This window comes from Bacillus sp. DHT2 (genome assembly GCF_026241455.1).
GTDB lineage: Bacteria > Bacillota > Bacilli > Bacillales > Bacillaceae_G > Bacillus_A > Bacillus_A pseudomycoides.
This window is the reverse complement of sequence record NZ_JAPHWH010000010.1, coordinates 115,804-133,128: the sequence shown is the minus strand read 5'-3', so window position 1 is coordinate 133,128 and position 17,325 is coordinate 115,804. Positions and strand designations below refer to the sequence as shown.

General features: G+C 36.7%; 21 protein-coding genes and 1 other annotated feature. Of the genes, 12 read left to right on the top strand and 9 right to left on the bottom strand.

The window, feature by feature from the left end; translation table 11 throughout:
• The first annotated feature begins 21 nt into the window (after window positions 1–21).
• On the top strand, window positions 22–600 hold the full coding sequence (locus ORL93_RS21445) for an LOG family protein (protein ID WP_018782746.1): 579 nt from the start codon (window positions 22–24) through the stop codon (window positions 598–600).
• Between the two features lie 27 nt (window positions 601–627).
• Here ORL93_RS21445 and ORL93_RS21440 read toward each other — a convergent pair whose 3' ends face one another.
• From ORL93_RS21440 to ORL93_RS21430, 3 genes are all read right to left on the bottom strand, one after another.
• Window positions 628–825, bottom strand: coding sequence for a hypothetical protein (locus tag ORL93_RS21440; protein WP_018765062.1), 198 nt, complete (start codon window positions 823–825; stop codon window positions 628–630).
• A 186-nt stretch (window positions 826–1,011) separates the two neighbouring features.
• Complete coding sequence (locus ORL93_RS21435; protein ID WP_081621459.1) at window positions 1,012–1,173, bottom strand: NADH dehydrogenase; 162 nt, start codon at window positions 1,171–1,173, stop codon at window positions 1,012–1,014.
• Window positions 1,143–1,583: a Dps family protein gene (locus tag ORL93_RS21430; protein ID WP_018765061.1), complete on the bottom strand. Its 441-nt coding sequence runs from the start codon at window positions 1,581–1,583 to the stop codon at window positions 1,143–1,145. Before ORL93_RS21430 ends, ORL93_RS21435 begins: the two co-directional genes overlap by 31 nt.
• A gap of 395 nt (window positions 1,584–1,978) precedes the next feature.
• Between ORL93_RS21430 and ORL93_RS21425 the strand changes: the two genes are divergently transcribed.
• From ORL93_RS21425 to ORL93_RS21415, 3 genes are all read left to right on the top strand, one after another.
• Window positions 1,979–2,413: a DUF3920 family protein gene (locus ORL93_RS21425; RefSeq protein ID WP_097795010.1), complete on the top strand. Its 435-nt coding sequence runs from the start codon at window positions 1,979–1,981 to the stop codon at window positions 2,411–2,413.
• 113 nt (window positions 2,414–2,526) lie between these two features.
• The gene (locus tag ORL93_RS21420; RefSeq protein WP_097795011.1) at window positions 2,527–2,937 is read left to right on the top strand and encodes a MarR family winged helix-turn-helix transcriptional regulator; all 411 of its coding nucleotides are present in this window, start codon (window positions 2,527–2,529) and stop codon (window positions 2,935–2,937) included.
• A 49-nt stretch (window positions 2,938–2,986) separates the two neighbouring features.
• Window positions 2,987–3,685 carry a pirin family protein gene (locus ORL93_RS21415; protein WP_097795012.1) on the top strand — a complete coding sequence of 233 codons (699 nt, stop codon included), beginning with the start codon at window positions 2,987–2,989 and terminating at the stop codon, window positions 3,683–3,685.
• 66 nt (window positions 3,686–3,751) lie between these two features.
• Here the strand turns inward: ORL93_RS21415 and ORL93_RS21410 are convergent, their stop codons facing one another.
• Window positions 3,752–4,021, bottom strand: a complete 270-nt coding sequence (locus ORL93_RS21410) for a hypothetical protein (protein WP_033796560.1) — start codon at window positions 4,019–4,021, stop codon at window positions 3,752–3,754.
• A 242-nt stretch (window positions 4,022–4,263) separates the two neighbouring features.
• Between ORL93_RS21410 and ORL93_RS21405 the strand changes: the two genes are divergently transcribed.
• A complete protein-coding gene (locus ORL93_RS21405) occupies window positions 4,264–5,913 on the top strand; it encodes a M4 family metallopeptidase (RefSeq protein ID WP_141556323.1) in 1,650 nt (549 codons plus the stop codon).
• Between the two features lie 44 nt (window positions 5,914–5,957).
• On the opposite strand, the gene ORL93_RS21400 is transcribed toward ORL93_RS21405, so the two are convergent.
• Window positions 5,958–6,272 carry a metal-sulfur cluster assembly factor gene (locus tag ORL93_RS21400; protein WP_097795013.1) on the bottom strand — a complete coding sequence of 105 codons (315 nt, stop codon included), beginning with the start codon at window positions 6,270–6,272 and terminating at the stop codon, window positions 5,958–5,960.
• A 139-nt stretch (window positions 6,273–6,411) separates the two neighbouring features.
• Between ORL93_RS21400 and ORL93_RS21395 the strand changes: the two genes are divergently transcribed.
• A complete protein-coding gene (locus ORL93_RS21395; RefSeq protein WP_097795014.1) occupies window positions 6,412–7,506 on the top strand; it encodes a TIGR04053 family radical SAM/SPASM domain-containing protein in 1,095 nt (364 codons plus the stop codon).
• Window positions 7,507–7,764: 258 nt separating this feature from the next.
• On the opposite strand, the gene ORL93_RS21390 is transcribed toward ORL93_RS21395, so the two are convergent.
• Complete coding sequence (locus tag ORL93_RS21390) at window positions 7,765–8,559, bottom strand: class I SAM-dependent methyltransferase (RefSeq protein WP_097795015.1); 795 nt, start codon at window positions 8,557–8,559, stop codon at window positions 7,765–7,767.
• A 116-nt stretch (window positions 8,560–8,675) separates the two neighbouring features.
• Window positions 8,676–8,949, top strand: a binding site (T-box leader).
• Between the two features lie 52 nt (window positions 8,950–9,001).
• On the opposite strand from ORL93_RS21390, the gene metG reads away from it, so the two are divergent.
• Window positions 9,002–10,630 (top strand): methionine--tRNA ligase, encoded by a 1,629-nt coding sequence (gene metG, locus ORL93_RS21385; RefSeq protein WP_265959459.1) that lies wholly within the window; start codon window positions 9,002–9,004, stop codon window positions 10,628–10,630.
• A gap of 30 nt (window positions 10,631–10,660) precedes the next feature.
• On the opposite strand, the gene ORL93_RS21380 is transcribed toward metG, so the two are convergent.
• Window positions 10,661–11,563 carry an EamA family transporter gene (locus ORL93_RS21380; protein WP_006096476.1) on the bottom strand — a complete coding sequence of 301 codons (903 nt, stop codon included), beginning with the start codon at window positions 11,561–11,563 and terminating at the stop codon, window positions 10,661–10,663.
• A 538-nt stretch (window positions 11,564–12,101) separates the two neighbouring features.
• On the opposite strand from ORL93_RS21380, the gene ORL93_RS21375 reads away from it, so the two are divergent.
• The 4 genes from ORL93_RS21375 to ORL93_RS21360 all read left to right on the top strand — a co-directional run bounded on the left by ORL93_RS21375 (window position 12,102) and on the right by ORL93_RS21360 (window position 14,948).
• A complete protein-coding gene (locus ORL93_RS21375; RefSeq protein ID WP_003201786.1) occupies window positions 12,102–12,716 on the top strand; it encodes a DedA family protein in 615 nt (204 codons plus the stop codon).
• Between the two features lie 201 nt (window positions 12,717–12,917).
• On the top strand, window positions 12,918–13,139 hold the full coding sequence (locus tag ORL93_RS21370; protein WP_003201788.1) for a helix-turn-helix transcriptional regulator: 222 nt from the start codon (window positions 12,918–12,920) through the stop codon (window positions 13,137–13,139).
• On the top strand, window positions 13,129–13,842 hold the full coding sequence (locus ORL93_RS21365; RefSeq protein WP_265959458.1) for a DUF3169 family protein: 714 nt from the start codon (window positions 13,129–13,131) through the stop codon (window positions 13,840–13,842). The genes ORL93_RS21370 and ORL93_RS21365 overlap by 11 nt, the downstream gene beginning before the upstream one ends.
• The gene (locus tag ORL93_RS21360) at window positions 13,842–14,948 is read left to right on the top strand and encodes a M50 family metallopeptidase (protein ID WP_098160515.1); all 1,107 of its coding nucleotides are present in this window, start codon (window positions 13,842–13,844) and stop codon (window positions 14,946–14,948) included. The genes ORL93_RS21365 and ORL93_RS21360 overlap by 1 nt, the downstream gene beginning before the upstream one ends.
• A 157-nt stretch (window positions 14,949–15,105) precedes the next feature.
• On the opposite strand, the gene ORL93_RS21355 is transcribed toward ORL93_RS21360, so the two are convergent.
• Window positions 15,106–15,492, bottom strand: coding sequence for a DUF3938 domain-containing protein (locus tag ORL93_RS21355; RefSeq protein ID WP_018765049.1), 387 nt, complete (start codon window positions 15,490–15,492; stop codon window positions 15,106–15,108).
• Window positions 15,493–15,859: 367 nt separating this feature from the next.
• Window positions 15,860–16,753: a YitT family protein gene (locus ORL93_RS21350; RefSeq protein WP_018765048.1), complete on the bottom strand. Its 894-nt coding sequence runs from the start codon at window positions 16,751–16,753 to the stop codon at window positions 15,860–15,862.
• A gap of 275 nt (window positions 16,754–17,028) precedes the next feature.
• On the opposite strand from ORL93_RS21350, the gene ORL93_RS21345 reads away from it, so the two are divergent.
• Window positions 17,029–17,313: a hypothetical protein gene (locus ORL93_RS21345; RefSeq protein WP_018782757.1), complete on the top strand. Its 285-nt coding sequence runs from the start codon at window positions 17,029–17,031 to the stop codon at window positions 17,311–17,313.
• Window positions 17,314–17,325: the final 12 nt, after the last annotated feature.

The following is a 17,325-nucleotide window of genomic DNA, read 5'->3' as shown; positions in this document are numbered from 1 at the left end:
ATATAGTTTCGGGGTGTAGGTATGAGAAAGATTTGTGTGTTTGCAGGTTCTAATTTAGGAGAAAGACCTGAATTTAAAGAGCAAGCAATTAAGCTTGGAGAAGTGCTTGTCCAAAATAATTGTGAACTAGTATACGGCGGTTCATGTGTTGGTTTAATGGGGGAAGTAGCCAATGAAGTGTTGCGCTTAGGCGGACGTGTCACTGGTGTTATGCCTCGTGGTTTATTTCGCGGAGAGATTGTTCATAAAGGATTAACAGAACTAATTGAAGTAGAAACAATGCATGAGCGCAAAGCAAAAATGGGAGAGCTTGCGGATGCATTTATTGCGTTACCAGGTGGCTACGGAACATTTGAAGAGTTATTTGAGGTTGTATGTTGGTCACAAATTGGAATTCATGACAAGCCAGTTGGATTATTAAATATTAAAGATTTTTATAGTCCAATTTTGCAAATGATCGATCGCACGGCAGAAGAAGGGTTTATGAATCCATCGAATAAAGAGTTAATTGTTTCGGCGGATAATGCAGAAGAATTATTGCTCCACATGAAAAACTATAAGAGACCTGTTATGGGGAATAAGTGGAAGCAGTTATCATAATAAGATGAATAAAAAGAGGCATTCCGTTCATTTCGGAATGCCTTTAGATTTGTCTTTCATAGATTTCTTATATAAATGCCAGCCACCCCAACCACCAAGTATCGCGATACAGATAAGGAAAGGATAGCTTCCTACATCTACGTTTATGCCTAAAATATTGGCTATCATGAAAGTAATTCCAACAGCTAATGAAGCGAAAAATACTCGAATCAAATAGTCTTTCAACTGAACCACTCCCGTCATTTGATAGTGATAGTACCTAAATGATGAATTTGGAAAAGTATTGTCTAGACGTAACTATTAGAAGGCCATTTTCTATATTTTAACATAAAAACGGTTGAGATATATCGATATAATAATAAATCCCCTCAAGTGAATTGAGGGGATTTATTGACCGAGTGGCTTCCGCTTTTAATAGTATCCAGCTCCAGCGGCTAGAACAGTCGGTCGTTTCACTCCTTTATCTGAGGCAAAAAGCGCCTCTGAATCAGGAGTTCCAACGCCCTCCTGTTCTAAGCGAGCTGCTTCCGCTTTTAATATGATTATTGATTCAAGAACGCACGTAGCATCCAAGCGTGTTTTTCTAGTTCTGTGTAGATGCCAAGTAGTAAGTCAGATGTCGTTTCGTCGTCAGCACCCTGCGCGATTTCCATACCTTTTTTCAGTTCGCCTAGCATCATTTGGTAGTCTTTCATAATTGCTTCGACCATCCCTTCTGCAGTCTCTCCGTAAGCCGCTTCTTGAACAGAAGATCGTTCTAAGTATTCTTTCATTGTCGCTACTGGTTTGCCACCAATTGCTAAAATGCGTTCTGCAATTTCATCGATGTGTCCAGCTGCTTCTGTGTAAAATTGTTCGAATTTCTCATGTAATGTAAAGAATTGAGGTCCTTTTACATACCAATGGAAATTGTGTAGTTTTGTAAATAATACGTTCCAGTCTGCTACCTGTTTGTTTAATACTTCGATTACTTGTGTGTTCATATGATCAATCTCCTTTTGAGTTATTTATATTATATTGGTTACTAACTTATAATTATTATAATCTAGTAATTGATATAAATCAACCATTTACAAACATTATTTTTGAACTATATAAATACAAATTGAAAAACGAGATAAAACCCTTCTTTTTAGGTGGGAGAGAGCATCTAGCCATGCATAGAAGCGGTCAGATCCTCTTCCTGCCCCATGCCAAGTAAAAACAAAGAGAGAAAACAAGTAGGGGTCACCTTTTGTTCTTCAAAGCAGCGACTTATATGTTGAAAAATCAAAATGGATTTATATAGATGTAATGTTGTATTGCAATATGTGTTTATTTTTTCTATATGGTGGCATACATATAGAAAAAGGGAATATAGAAAGGAGAATGGAGGGCAATGGAACTCCAGTTTCAAAACGTATATCAGCAAGCTGGAAATTGGTATGTGCTGGACTCAGAGTTTCCGTGGGATATTCAGCGGGTGAAAAATGATATATTTTCACTTATTGAGAAACGCGAAATTCCAGTTATTTTTTGCGATACGTGTGATACAAATAATGTGCTTGTAAACTTAGGAGAAGAGGAAGAAGAATTTTTATTTCCTTTAAGCGGTTTTTATCATAAAGAAAGACAAATGATTTTTGTTTGTATGTGGGAACAGTATGAGCAAGTGCTCAAAACGTTACTACATGAATTCAGGCATTCAATGCAACATGAGAAAAATGTATTATACATTGGAAAAGAAGCGTATGAAGCACGTTGGATTGAAAAGGATGCCCGAGCATTTGCAGAACGTAAAATGAATGAATATATAAGAAGAAACTTAAACTAAGGCATAGTGAGAGAAATTTACTATGCTTTTGTCTATTGCTTACTAAAATAAAGTAATTGACATTTTTAAAGTTTAGTTCTAAACTAAAGACATCAAGTAAGCGAGGTGATGGAATGAAAACAGAAGAAAGATTAGGATTATTGTTATGGTTTCGTTTATCACGCTTTTATAACAGAAGCATTCGTGAGACAAATCAACATTTGAAAGAATGGAGTTTATCTGCTGCCCAGTTTGATGTTCTAGCCCAAATTGGTGGGCACGATCGATTAACACAGCAAGAACTCGGGCGAAAGCTATTTGTTACAAAAGGGAACATCACGCAGCTTTTAAATAAAATGGAGCAGCTTGATTGGATTAAGCGAGAACAGGAAGGTACTACGAAATACCTTTCGTTAACTGAAAAGGGCAGAGTTTTGTATAAAGATGTTGTTCCACCGCAAGAGACGTTTCAAGCAGAACAATTTGATAAGTTAAATCGTAATGAACAAAAACAACTACTAGAATTACTTCGAAAGTTACAATAAAAAATTTTAAATAAATATCTCGAATTCGAGATAATATGAGGTGAAGGATATGTTTAAAAAAGTTGATCATAAAAATATGGGAAGAGCAAATCACGGTTGGTTAAATACACATTTTCATTTTTCATTCGCAGATTATTATAATCCAGATAATATGAGATTTGGGGCGCTTCGCGTTATTAATGATGATTTAGTAACAGCGCAAACAGGATTTGATATGCATCCGCACCGTGATATGGAGATTATTTCTTACGTTGTAGATGGTGCATTAACACATCAAGATAGCATGGGGAACCGCGGTACAATTGAGCGTGGGCATGTACAATATATGAGCGCTGGTACAGGTGTTTTTCATAGTGAACATAATTTAGGGAATGAGACATTACGCCTATTACAAATTTGGATTTTACCAGACCGCGCAGGGCACACACCAAACTACGGTGAGTTCAAGTTTGATTGGAATAAACGTGAAAACAATTGGTTCCATATGGTATCTCCAATTGATGGTGGTGCACCAATTGAAATTCATCAAGACGCAAATTTATATTCACTATCTTTAGAAATAGGAAAAGAAATCACTTTCCCTGTTAGCGAAGATCGTCAAGTTTATCTTGTGCAAATTGAAGGAAGCGGTGTTGTAAATGGTGAGACACTTGTAATGCGCGATGCAGCAGAAGTAGTTGAAGAAGATATTCGTATTCAAGCAAAAGAGCACTCACATTATTTAGCGATTGAGATGAAAAAGCAATAAGAGACACTATGAATAAAAAAGAAATAGCGCAGTGAAAATAATGCGCTATTTCTTTTTGTGCTTTTCTTAATTCCTCATACGAAACATCTTGAATACTTTTAAGATTAGAATGAAAAATAGATTTGTTAATGCTGTAACTATAAAGAAAATGGCGAGAACAAATTCATTTAACCCGTTAGTGAATAAAAACTGAGCATAGCAGAGAACGCCTAATATTGCTGAAACGATAGTAGGTAGAAAATATACGATTGCTTTTTGCTGTAGTTTTATGAAAAGGAGGAAAGTCGCTACTAATGTTATCGGACAGAAGGAATACATAATAATTTGCGGTAACATTATATCACCACCTTTCAAAGATAAAGTATGATTCTAGTTAAGAAGGCTATGCAATTTTATCTTTATTTTTTATATGTAGATATTTTTAAGTGTAATATAATGGGAATGTTTCGTGAATTTAAAATAGGGATTTTTGGATGGAATTGTAAAAAAGTTTCTCAATATTTTTTGGTAGGAGATATTTTCCTTTTCTCGAAATGTATAAGAGTGTCAAAAATTTTTGGGGAATGGGGAGTGTTAGATTGAAAAAGCAAGTCGTTTCATCAGCATTAGCTTTATCCGTTATCGTTGGGGGTTTTGGGGCATTCGGAGCAACAAAAACACAAGCGGCAGAGCAACAAATTCAGTATCACCAAGAATTTAAAACACCGGCTTACATAGGTGAGGAATGGAAAGCACCGCAAGGATTAGATAAAAAGGAAACAGTATTTCAGTATTTAGAGAGCAAGAAAGATATGTTTAAATTAGCAGGAAATATTGACAAACATTTTAATATTGTAGGGGAAGAAAAGGACGCTGACTCGGGTACAACACATGTGAAGTTAGTTGAGAAACATAATAATGTTCCTGTATATGGATCAGATCAAACAGTTACGCTTGATAAAGACAATAACGTAAAGGCGTTCTTCGGGCAAGTTATCCCGAATTTAGAAGATAAAAATATTCCAGCTGCAGCTAGCATTACTGATGAGAAGGCGGTAGAAGTTGCAAAGGCTGATATTGAGAAAGAAATTGGCAAAGTAGATAAATATGATGGTGTGAAAAAAGATTTATATGTGTATGAAAAAGATGGACAATACTATCTTGCATACCTTGTTAAAGCGTCTATTTCAAAACCAGCACCAGGATACTGGCATTACTTTGTTGATGCAACAAATGGAAATGTGATTGAGAAATATAATGCAATCGACCATATTACTGGTTTTGGCTATGGCGTTCTAGGAAACAAGCAATCATTTGAAATTGCTCAAGATGAAAAAACAGGAGCATTTAACTTGTTTGATGGAAAACGTGGAAATGGTGTTCATACGTTTGATGCACAAAACATGGATGAGAACTGGTTTAATCTCTTCTCACAATGGCTTGGATATACAGGTGAAGAAGTAGAAAGTAAATCAAAATTCTTTGAAGATAAAGCGGCTGTTGACGCACATGTAAATGCAGGAAAAGTATACGATTATTATAAAAAGACATTTAACCGTAATTCTTTCGATAATAAAGGTGCGAGGCTGATTTCTACTGTTCACGTAGGTGAAGGGTGGAATAACGCAGCTTGGAACGGTGTACAAATGATGTATGGAGATGGGGATGGAAAAACATTCATTCCATTATCTGCAGGTTTAGACGTTATTGGACATGAGCTAACACATGCTGTAACAGAGCATACGGCGAATCTTGTTTACAAAGATGAGCCAGGAGCATTAAATGAATCATTATCTGATATTATGGGTGTAATGGTTGAGAAGAAAAGCTGGGATTTAGGTGCTGATATTTATACACCTGGTGTTGAAGGGGATGCGCTTCGTTCTCTGAAAGATCCAGCATCTATTCCGAACCCATTAAAACCTGGTGAAGGTTACCCAGATCATTACAGCAAACGCTACACTGGAAAAGCTGATAATGGCGGCGTGCATATTAACAGTAGTATTAATAATAAAGCCGCATATTTAGTGTCTGAAGGTGGCACGCATTATGGTGTGAAAGTAAATGGCGTAGGCCGTGAAGCAACAGAAAAAATTTACTACCGCGCTCTTACAAAATATTTAACTGCAAACTCTAACTTTAAAATGATGCGCCAAGCGGCACTTCAAGCTGCGACAGACTTATATGGTCAAAACTCTAAAGAAGTACAAGCTGTAACGAAAGCTTATGACGCAGTTGGTGTGAAATAAGATGAAAAAAGACCTGACTTGGTTGTCAGGTCTTTCTTTGTTATTTAATCGCGAATACCGAGAGCGATTTTTGCCATACGTGACATACGCTCTTTTGACCAAGGTGGATTCCAAACCACATTGACCTCTATTTCATTTACTTCGGGTACATTTGTTGATAATACTTTTTTGACATCCGATACGATCTGCCCAGCCATTGGGCAACCGATCGAAGTCATCGTCATTGTAATAACAGCATTATTATTTTCATCTGCTGTCACATCATATACTAAACCAAGATTGATAATATCTACACCTAATTCAGGATCGATAACAGCCTCTAAATTGGCATATAATTTTTCTTCGAACGCTTGCGACATGCACAACACTCCTAATATTAATGATATCCATTCTCATTATAAAGGAAATAAGATAAAGATGCAGTGAAATAGCTCACAGTGTTTTTTTAGAATCTTTCCTATACTGATTATAAGTATGTAGGAAGGAGCAAGATTGAAAATGAACTATGATGAAAATCCTTTTATCGTGATATGGGAAGTTACACGAGCTTGTGAATTAAAATGTCTGCATTGCCGGGCTGAAGCGCAGTATAGGAGAGATCCGAGAGAATTAACTTTTCTTGAGGGGAAGAGATTAATTGATGAAATATATGAAATGAATCAGCCGATGTTAGTTTTTTCAGGCGGGGACCCGCTTATGAGAGAAGATATTTATGAGCTAGCAAATTATGCAGTGCAAAAAGGACTACGCGTTTCGATGACGCCTAGTGCGACTCCAAATGTGACGAAAGAGGCAATACAAAAAGCAAAAGGGGTTGGACTTGCACGCTGGGCCTTTAGTATCGATGGTGCTACAGCTGAGACACATGATCGTTTTCGCGGTGTGGCAGGGTCTTTTCAGCTTACGATGGATGCGATTCAATACTTAAATGAGTTACAGATTCCCGTTCAAATTAATACAACCATTTCTAAGTATAATATTCATGAAGTAGAGGAGATGGCGGCGCTTGTTGAAAAGTTAGGTGGTGTACTATGGAGCGTGTTTTTCCTTGTTCCAACTGGAAGGGGAAGTGTAGAGGATATGATTTCACCAGTAGAACATGAACTTGTATTTCGTAAATTATATGAAATAGGAAAAAGGGCTTCATTTGATATAAAGACGACAGCTGCTCAGCATTATCGCCGCGTTGTGATGCAGCAAAAGAATAAGGAAGGTAAAAGCAAGCAAAGAATGTGTTATGAAGATGCGCTGCAAAATGGGTTAACTGGAAAAATTGATGGTTTAGGACGAGCGCCAAAAGGAGTCAATGACGGTAACGGCTTTGTTTTCATTTCGCATATTGGTGATGTATATCCAAGCGGGCTACTACCGATTCAAGCTGGGAATGTGAGAGAAAAGCGTTTACGAGATATTTATCGTGATTCTCCAATTTTTCAAGCATTACGTAATCCAGATAGCTATAAAGGAAAATGTGGGAAGTGTGAATACCGTTATGTGTGTGGTGGTTCTCGCTCAAGAGCATATGCGATAACCGGTGATTATTTAGAGAGCGAGCCATATTGTGTATATGTGCCGAAAGCTTTAAGAAGCTAGCTAATAAAAAATGTGAGATTCCTATTGTCTTTTTAGGATACATCATGTATACTTCTAATTAGTTGATAACGATTATCAGTATCAACCGAACGTTGCTCTTCGTTATGTTGGTCATACCCCTTTTGACTGCGTAAGTCAGAGACAAAATGTTGAAATACCTTGTGTCCTATTCTACAGAATTATGGTAATCTCCAACCTCAACTTATATGCGTTAAGCATGCAAAAAGGATCCTATCCGTGAAGGGATCCTTTTTTGTGTTATGTTGTAGCAATTAATGTGTAAAGTCCAGGGACTCTATTTTCAATACCTTCTGGAGCAGAGGAAGGAAAGACCCAGCGCTGATGTGGACCACGTTCCTCAATAAGTTCTTCAATGCGTAAGTTTGCTTTAGCAATTTCTGTAATAATTTCTCCTAACGTCCAGCGACGAATCTTCGTTTTTGGTAGTAGGTCTCGCTGCGTTTTATCCAGTAGACTGCTATAAGCAACGTTATCTTCAATAATCTCTTCATAAAAATAATTCCCGTTTGCTTGGAACATTTCATGATCTATCGCTACTAACTTTGTATAGAGAGGATGATAATCCCGAAGTATGAAAGTGCCACCGTCTTTTAGCAGCCCAGCGATTAATTTAAAGAGTGGCTTAAGATCTAAAAAATAGTGGAGTACACCTAGCTCTAATAAAACAACATCGAATGTTTTGGAAGGAGAAATGTCTAGTACATCAGAAACAATATATGTAATAGAGGTTCCTGCAGCATCCGCTAGCTCATTTGCATATTTGGCATTGCTTTCAGAAATATCTACAACTGTTACGTCAGCACCTAATAATGCGAATGCCACAGCTTTATTTCCTTTCGAACCAAGTAAATTTATGATGCGTTTTTCCTGTATATTCTCTATGTAAGGTAAGTAATAGGATACTTCATGGGCTGGATCTTGTAATAATTTCTTTGCATATTCCTTGGGTGTACCGTGCCGATTGGTCCACGCCTCATAGGCAGCAGCGTTCCAACTTTGCTTATTAATTGTGCTTAATTGTTTTTGATTCAATGAGATCGCTCCTTTCTTTAAACATGTATATATTCGGAAGGGATTATTTATTTCCTGTTTTCTTTTATTAAAAGTTTGATTTTTCTGTACTTTAGTCGTAAAATACGTGTTATATATGAAAAGCCTTGAAAAGGAAAAGTAGAATGAAACCATTCTTTCCAGAGAGCTTCGGGAGCTGAGAAGAAGCAAGAATGTTCATTTGAACAATGGCCTTTGAGCTGCGTCCTGAACTTATCAAATGATAATAGTAAGCGGCGACGAGAGTTGGTTCTCGTTATCAAAACCACAGTATAAGAGCACAATAATGCTCCGTACTTGACGAGGTCGGTTATGTGAATAACTGGCGAAATAAGGTGGTACCGCGACTGTTTATACAGCCCCGCCCTTATCTTTTTAGAAGATAGGGGCGGGGCTTTTTTATATTTAAAAGGAGGAATGTAAGATGAGTATTTTTATTGGAGGAGCTTGGCCATATGCGAATGGCTCTTTACATCTTGGGCATGTTGCGGGTTTATTACCTGGGGATATTTTAGCTCGCTATTATAGAACGAAAGGTGAAAATGTTCTTTACGTATCAGGAAGCGATTGTAATGGAACTCCGATTGCTATTCGGGCAAAACAAGAAGGGTTTACTGCAAAAGAAATTGCAGACTATTATCATGAGGAATTTGAGCGATGTTTTAAGCAGCTTGGTTTTACGTATGATCGTTATACACGTACAGATGCACAGCATCATCATGAAACGGTACAGAAGATTTTCTTACGTTTGTTAGAAGAAGGATTTATTTATAAAAAGACAGTTGAGCAAGCATATTGTGAAACGTGTACACAATTTTTACCGGATCGCTATGTGGAGGGGGTTTGTCCACATTGCCATGAACCAGCACGTGGGGATCAATGTGATGCATGCTCAGCTATTTTAGATCCACTCGATTTATTAGAAAAGAAATGTAAGCTGTGTGGAAATACGCCAGCAGTTAAGGAAACGGAGCATTTCTATTTTGCCTTGCATAAATTTCAGCCGCAGATTAAAGATGCCGTAGCAGTTGCAAAACGAGAAGGAGCATGGCGTGATAATGCAATTCAATTAACAGAGCGTTACTTAGAAGAAGGATTACAGGACCGGGCTGTATCACGTGATTTACCAATTGGAGTACCAATTCCAGTTAAGGGATATGAGGATAAGAAAATTTATGTGTGGATTGAAGCTGTTGCTGGTTATTATTCAGCGAGTAAACGATGGGCTGAAGAAACAAGGCAAGATGATGGGGAGTTCTGGAGTAGCAGCGCGAGGACATACTATGTTCATGGGAAGGATAATATTCCGTTCCATTCTATTATTTGGCCAGCTGTATTACTTGGGATAGGAGAAAAGGCAATTCCGCGTCATATCGTTTCCAATGAATATTTAACTGTTGAGAAACGAAAGTTATCGACAAGCAAAAACTGGGCAGTATGGGTACCGGATATATTAGAGCGGTATGATCCAGATTCGATTCGTTATTTCTTAACGATTAATGCACCAGAAAATCGCGATACCGATTTTTCTTGGCGCGAATTTATTTATAGCCATAACAGTGAGTTGCTAGGCGCATATGGGAACTTTGTAAATCGTACATTAAAGTTTATTGAGAAATATTATGACGGTGCGGTACCAAAGGGACATATAAATCTAGAGCTAAAAGAAAGAATAGAGGAATTATATCGCAGTGTAGGAAATGCGATTGAGCAGGCTCATTTTAAAGTAGCAGTAGAAACAATCTTTGAAACGGTACGCTTTGCGAATAAATATTTTGATGAGAAGGCGCCATGGAAGCAAAGGGAGGAAGAGCCTGTTGCTTGCGAAGAGACGATTTACACCTGTGTATATTTTATTGTGAATTTTGCGCAGTTACTGGAGCCATTTTTACCGTTTTCAAGTGAAAGGGTGCGGAATATGCTAGCGATTACGAATACGGGCTGGAAATGTGAAAATATATTGCCAGAGCGGATAAGTCATGTACAGCCTTTATTTGAAAGAATTGATATAAAACAAATTGAAAAAGAGGTAGAAAGGTTATATGGAGCATGAAAGTAAAAAGAGCACATGATGTGCTCTTTTTTAGGCGCTATGCTCTATGCTCTTTTTCTTCTCCTTCCGTGCAGTCAAAATTTGTGGTGTGAAAATACCAAGCAATATGCAAACAATGCCGAGCCATTGCATCGGTGATACGACTTCATGAACAAGAGTGATAGAAGCAATGATTGCTGTTGGTAGTTCTGCAGCACCTAAAATGGTTCCCAATCCTATGCCGACCTTTGGTACACCGATGGAGAAGCAAATTACCGGTACAACAACACCGAAGAATCCAAGGAAGAAAGCGTACTTCCATAATCCTGCTTGCAAGGCACCATCCATTAAAAAGGTTGGCGGAAAGAATAAACACACAATAAGTGTAGCACTTGTTGTCATAAGGAAGCTTTTTGTATAGGGTGGTACATTTGTAGCAACGCGGCCACTTGCAAAGACATAAAAGGAAAAAGAGACAGCGGCTAATAGTCCAAAGATAATACCCTTTGTAGAGAAGTTTTGACCAAGACCTTCAAACACACCGCCTGCAAATAATGTTCCGGCAAATAAAATAATAATAGATATTACCTTTTCGCGGCTTGGTAATGTCTTATTAGCGACTGCTTCAATGACTACTCCAATCCAGGTAAATTGAAAGAGTAGAACAACAGCGATGGAAGCAGGTAATTCTTCTACAGAAATCGCGTAGAAAATCCCGGTCATGCTCATTGTTGTTCCGACAGCTAATAAGGTCAATGCTTGTTTTTTCGAGACTTTATGGCGCGAGAAGAAAAGAACGAGCAATAAAAGTCCCACCCAACCAAATACATATTGTCCACCTAGTAACTCATGTGCAGAAAACCCGTTCATAAAGCCAAGTTTGAAAATTGTAGAAAGTACGCCGTAGCTGCAGGCACCAAATAAAACTAATAATGAAAACTTAAATTTCTCCATAAAAAATCCTCCTTCGACAAATAAAAAACGCCCGCTGTCCAATTCAGGACAGCGGGCGAACGAAACAGAGTGAAAACTCTACAAAATTCCGCCACTCACAATCGTGTGTGAGTTTGGATATAAAACATTTGATAATGACTATGACTCTAGTTTATAGCAATCTCTTTTACATTTTTAATATAAAGTAGATGTAATTCTTTTCGCAAGTTTTGTGTGTTTTTTTAGAAATCACATGTGAGAAGAGTTGCGCGTATCTTCTAAAATAAGGATAAGTGAATTTCTAAAAGTTAACTATGCGAAAATGAGAGAAAAATGCAATTTTTTTGTATATAATAAAGGAGAAATGAAAAAATTTGAAAATATATAATAGATATTAGGAGAATTTGCATGAATATGGGGTATTTTAGTATTTCCCTTACAAAAATGTAATCTAAATGTAAGCTATTGTGATAGTTATTTCGACAATTTTTTTATACAATAATAGTAACAGTTTGAACGTGATAGATGCTGTAGATAAGAGAGAAAAGGAGAGATCGACATGGAATGGATTCATGAATTATTTCAGCAATACGGTTACTATGTAGTACTTGTAGGGTTGCTGTTAGAGTATATTGCGCTTCCGTTTCCGGGAGAGCCAACACTAGCATACGCGGGTTTTTTGGCGCATCAAGGGGATTTACAATTACCACTTTTAATTATCTTATCATGTATTGGAACGAGTGTTGGGATGACAATTCAGTACTTTTTAGGTAATAAACTTGGTATGCCGTTCGTACAGAAGTATGGGAAGTATGTGTTTTTAACGCAAAGAAAAATTGATTTAACGAGAATGTGGTTTGATAAATATGGATACTTCCTTATTTTTATCGGATTCTTTATTCCAGGTGTACGCCATTTTACTGGATACTTTGCAGGCATTATTAATTTACCATTCCGTCGCTTTGCTATAACGATTTACTCTGGTGCTCTATTCTGGGTATCTTTCTTCTTAATCGGTGGCTATTGGTTAGGTGGAAACTTACATGATATATTTGGAGTACTTGGACAACACATTGGGAAAATTATCTTTGGAGTGATTGTTATTGTAGCAATTACGTTAGGAGTTCGTTTCCGCAAACAATTAAAACGCGTATTTGTACAAAGTGCAAATTAATATGGAATCCATTCTATGTCGGAAATTGGAAGAGGTAGTGCTGATAGGCACTGCCTTTTTTATTTTCCTTTTAAGTTTCATGTAAAAGTTTGTTTTATAGAGTCATTTTGACATACATTAATGTCAAAATGACAATGATAATTGACGACTATGAGGATATTATTTACAATTTTAATTAAATAAACGAAAAAGAGGTCGAATATGAAGCTTCAAAATCGAGTGAGAGAATTTCGAGCAAAGCATCGAATGTCACAGGGTGATTTAGGGAAAGTAATTGATTCATCGCGGCAGACGATTAGCTTAATTGAGCGCGGAGATTATGCGCCTTCAATTGTTTTGTCGCTGAAGATTGCGCATGTTTTTGGAGTACCGGTGGAGGAGATATTTACATTAGTAGAGGGGGAAAAGGACGATGAGAAGTAAAAAGAAAGGGAATTTGTTTACGATTTTGAAGATTTTAATGGCTATGATGGGTGGTTTTGGTGTTGGTTTTATATTAGCGGATGCTTTTGTACCAGGACGAAGAATAGTACCTGCGCCTAGTTATTTAGTAATCATTGCGCTTATTTTATTTGCCGTAGGGATTATGTATCGAATTTGGAAAACGACACGTTTCTTAAATAAATTACGTGATGAAGAGGAAAGCATTCTAGGTAGACGGTTAGGAGCACAATTAATTTATTTACGTGCAAGTGAAATCATTATACCGTCTTGGGGAGTTTATGCATACATATCTTGCTATCGCTCTTATATAACAAATACAATGTCATTATTTGAAGTTGGAAATGTAATTGCATCTTCAGTAGGGATCATTGTCGTTATCTTATTAGGCGTTATTATGAAAAGTCGATACAACGCACTGTATCCAGAACAGAGCGTAACATATTCACAATCACTTGAGATGTGGGCAAAAAATGCAGATGAAGGACAAACTCACATCGTTCATGAAGCAGGGTATCGAGCTTATCAATCTACAAATATTGTTCTTGTATGCGTATGGTTGGCTGCGATTATTTATACGCTTTGGACGGGAGAAGGTTTCTTCTTTATTGGTATGATTTCATTTGTATGGGTATTGCATATTGGGAAATACATGTATGAAATGCATAAGAAAATGATTTATTAATGTTAAAGATTACTGAGGGGAGAAACAAGGTGGATATTTTGAAAAGGCCAGCTTTTTCTATAGTTATTGCTTTTGTTTGTTCAGTTATATATGGATGGATCAGACCAGAAAAAATGCAAGGGTTTATGGAAATATGGGGAGTACTGCTTATTGGAGTACTTGTTCTTGCAATTCATGAACTTGGGCATGTTATTTTTGGTCTGCTAAATGGTTTGAAGTTTAAATTTATGGTAGCAGGCCCTATTACTATCCAAAAAGAGGGAGAGAAAATACGGATAAGAGAAAATAAATTGTGGTTGTATTTTGGAGGCGTAGCTATGTTGTTACCTCCGTCTATACATACACCAAATCTTTCAAAGAAATGGGCATGGATGACGCTAGGTGGACCGATAACAAGTTTGGTGTGCGGTTTGTTAGCTGGTTATGTATACATGGTGAGCTACTACCAATTTCTTTTATATTTTTCTGTATTACATTTAGCAATCTTTTTAGCTACAGTGATTCCAATGAAGGGAATTATGCTTAGTGATGGCAAACAATTTTTAATCTTAATTAAAGGTGATGAAAAGGCGCAGCAACATTTACATAGTATTCAAGTATCTAGCGAGTTGTGGAGCTTCAAGCGGCCAAAAGATTGGGACGAAAAGTTAGTAGAAATAAGTGAAGAAAAAATAAAGGGCGATGAAGAGGTAAGAGAAGTACTGAGTGATCTTATGCTCACGTTTTATTCGCGATGTGATAGAGAAGGAATGGAAACAGGGATCGTTTGCCTAGAACAGGTTTTACAAATACCTGTTACAAAAGAAAATAAATATTTTGTTGGTGGTTTTCATAGCTGGTATTTGTTATATAAAGTGCTATATGATATGGACGATGTTTCTTTACAAGATATGAAGCAGCACGCGAAGGCTATAACAAAATTGGACCCGCATGGGTATTACCGTACACATGCAATCTTAAAATATTTAGAGAAGGATGCGGAATCCTTTCATACATATATGAAGAAGGCAGAAAGTGAGTTAAAGAATGCTGAAAAGAGTGGAGTCGGTTATTTACAATTAGAACGAGAATGGTTCCAGCTTTTGCAAAAGAAACTCGTAATCTAGAGGATATCTTACACTGAGTAAGATATCCTCTTTTCTATATATAATTTTATATAGCTTGATATAGTGAATGGTGAGGATCAAGGCGTGTCGTATTTTGTGGACCGGTCGATATATTGCAAAAAGAGGCTGGAAGATTCATCTTCTAGCCTCTTTTGTATTAAGAGTTGCTCTCGATCCCTCGACCATTTTCTTCTTCAGGGTCTTGTAATAGGTTAAACACATCTGCTAAGCAAAATGCGATAAACCAAGTCCAAAGACCGTGGAAGAAAGCTGAGCTTAATTGTAATGGTAATGTGTAATTCGTCATTGAGAAGGAAATACATCCTCCAACGATTCCGATCATTGTTAATAACATTGTTTTTTGAGCATTTTCTTCTGGATTAAAGAGGAAGAAAATGTATCCGCCTAATATTGAAGCGCTTACAAGTGATTCGATTCCATTAAAAATGATATGTTCTCCAAGCTGAATGTTTGTCCAGAAGCAAATCATGCCGCCGATAAGAGCAAACAGGACAGCTACCATGTACCGTATATGTTGATTCATATGTTCATCTCCTTATGTAATAAGATGATTTGGAAGTCAAAAAGGTAGGTATAGTAATAGAAGTAAATTTTAGTTGTACGTATCTTTTTTAGAGTAATGAAGAATAATTAAGATAATTGGTCACTTTGAACCGTTTCTTGTATGATGCGAAAATGATTCGTTATTACGTAAACTTGCACTTGAGATATACCCGACTTCTCGTTTCTTTTTGCTTATACAAGTAAGAGAAACTCCCAAGTCTATACATTCTTTTTTGTGAGTCTTATTGTATTATAACATATTTAGCTTAATAATAATAATAGAATTATCTGATTTTACAATGAGTGTAAAAATAAAAGCGCAAGGAATTCGAATTCCTTGCGCCTTCTTATATACGTTTGAAACGTCCAACGATTTCAACGGTTTCTGTAATATTCATAAACGCATGATTGTCTACATGACGAATGATACGCTTTATTTCTCCTAATTCGTAACGGGTTACGACAGTGTAAATCATTTTTTTCTTATGGTTGGTATAGCCGCCGACAGCGTCTACCATCGTTACACCACGTATGCCGTGATGCAGTAGTGCGCTTTTAATTTCCTCGCCTTTTTCTGTAATTGTCATTATCGTTAATTTAATGTGTTTTGTATGTACAGCATCAATTACTTTGCTGACAACAAAACGACTAATTAATGTGTACAGTGTAATATCCCATCCGAAAATAAAGCCAGCGACAACAAGTAAGATTAAGTTGAAGCCAAAAATAATAGCACCAATCGAAATGTCTTTATATTTCGCTACAATCAATCCAACAACATCAAAACCACCTGTTGAAGAAGCAAATCGGAATATAATCCCTGAGGCTGCACCACAGATGACCCCACCAAATACAGAAGAAAGTAAAATATCATCTGATACTTGATGTACTGGGATAATGTTCATGGCAAGTGATGATACAGCCACGAAATACGCTGTTAAAAAGGTTGTCTTCTTTCCTAAGTAAAAGTGACTTAAAATGAGAAGAGGGATATTTAGTAAAAAGATAAGTGCACCGATATTATAATGCATTAAATAACCGATAATCATCCCAACTCCAGCGAAACCACCGCTAATCATATTATGCGGGATAAAAAACATATTCATTGAAATAGCATACAAAATGGAAGCTATAAAAATAACAATCAATTGTATTACAAATTCTAAATGAAATGTTCTAGCTGCTGGGAAGGATAAAAAGGCGGTGTCGGGAACGTAATCGGCGTCTCCTAATTGACCCATAGTATGTTTCATCTCCATATTCATTTTTGATTACAAGAAGAGAATAATGCTTTTTTCAAAAACTGGCAACCGTTTTATTATAATACGAAAATTTTATAAATTTCTAAAAAATCAAACCTATTCAGTTATATGTGTGAATATACTAAAGAAAACGAATACAATGGTTTTCTGTATCATTTTTGTGAGAAAATATGCAAAACATTTATTTGAAAATAAAAGGAAATAGAGAACGTTTGGAGAATGTGCTAAAATGAGCTTATTAAGGATGTGAAGCGATGGAATTTTTATTGCAAGATGCAATTCTATATATAACTTTTGTAACGACAGCATTCTGTTTATTAGAAGTCTATTTTCTCGCTAATGTTTCTCGCTTTGTACGCCAACAAACATCAAGCGGTAGACAAAGAGCTTTCGCATTCGTTGATATATGTGAAGAACATATAGGAAATACTCCGCTTTTTTCCATCTTCTATAAATATGGAATGGTTCGGTCGGTTCGCAGACAAGAATCGAGCGGAGAGAGTGATGAGGTCGGTCCATATTTACCAATGTTTCGCTAACTAATTACGAAA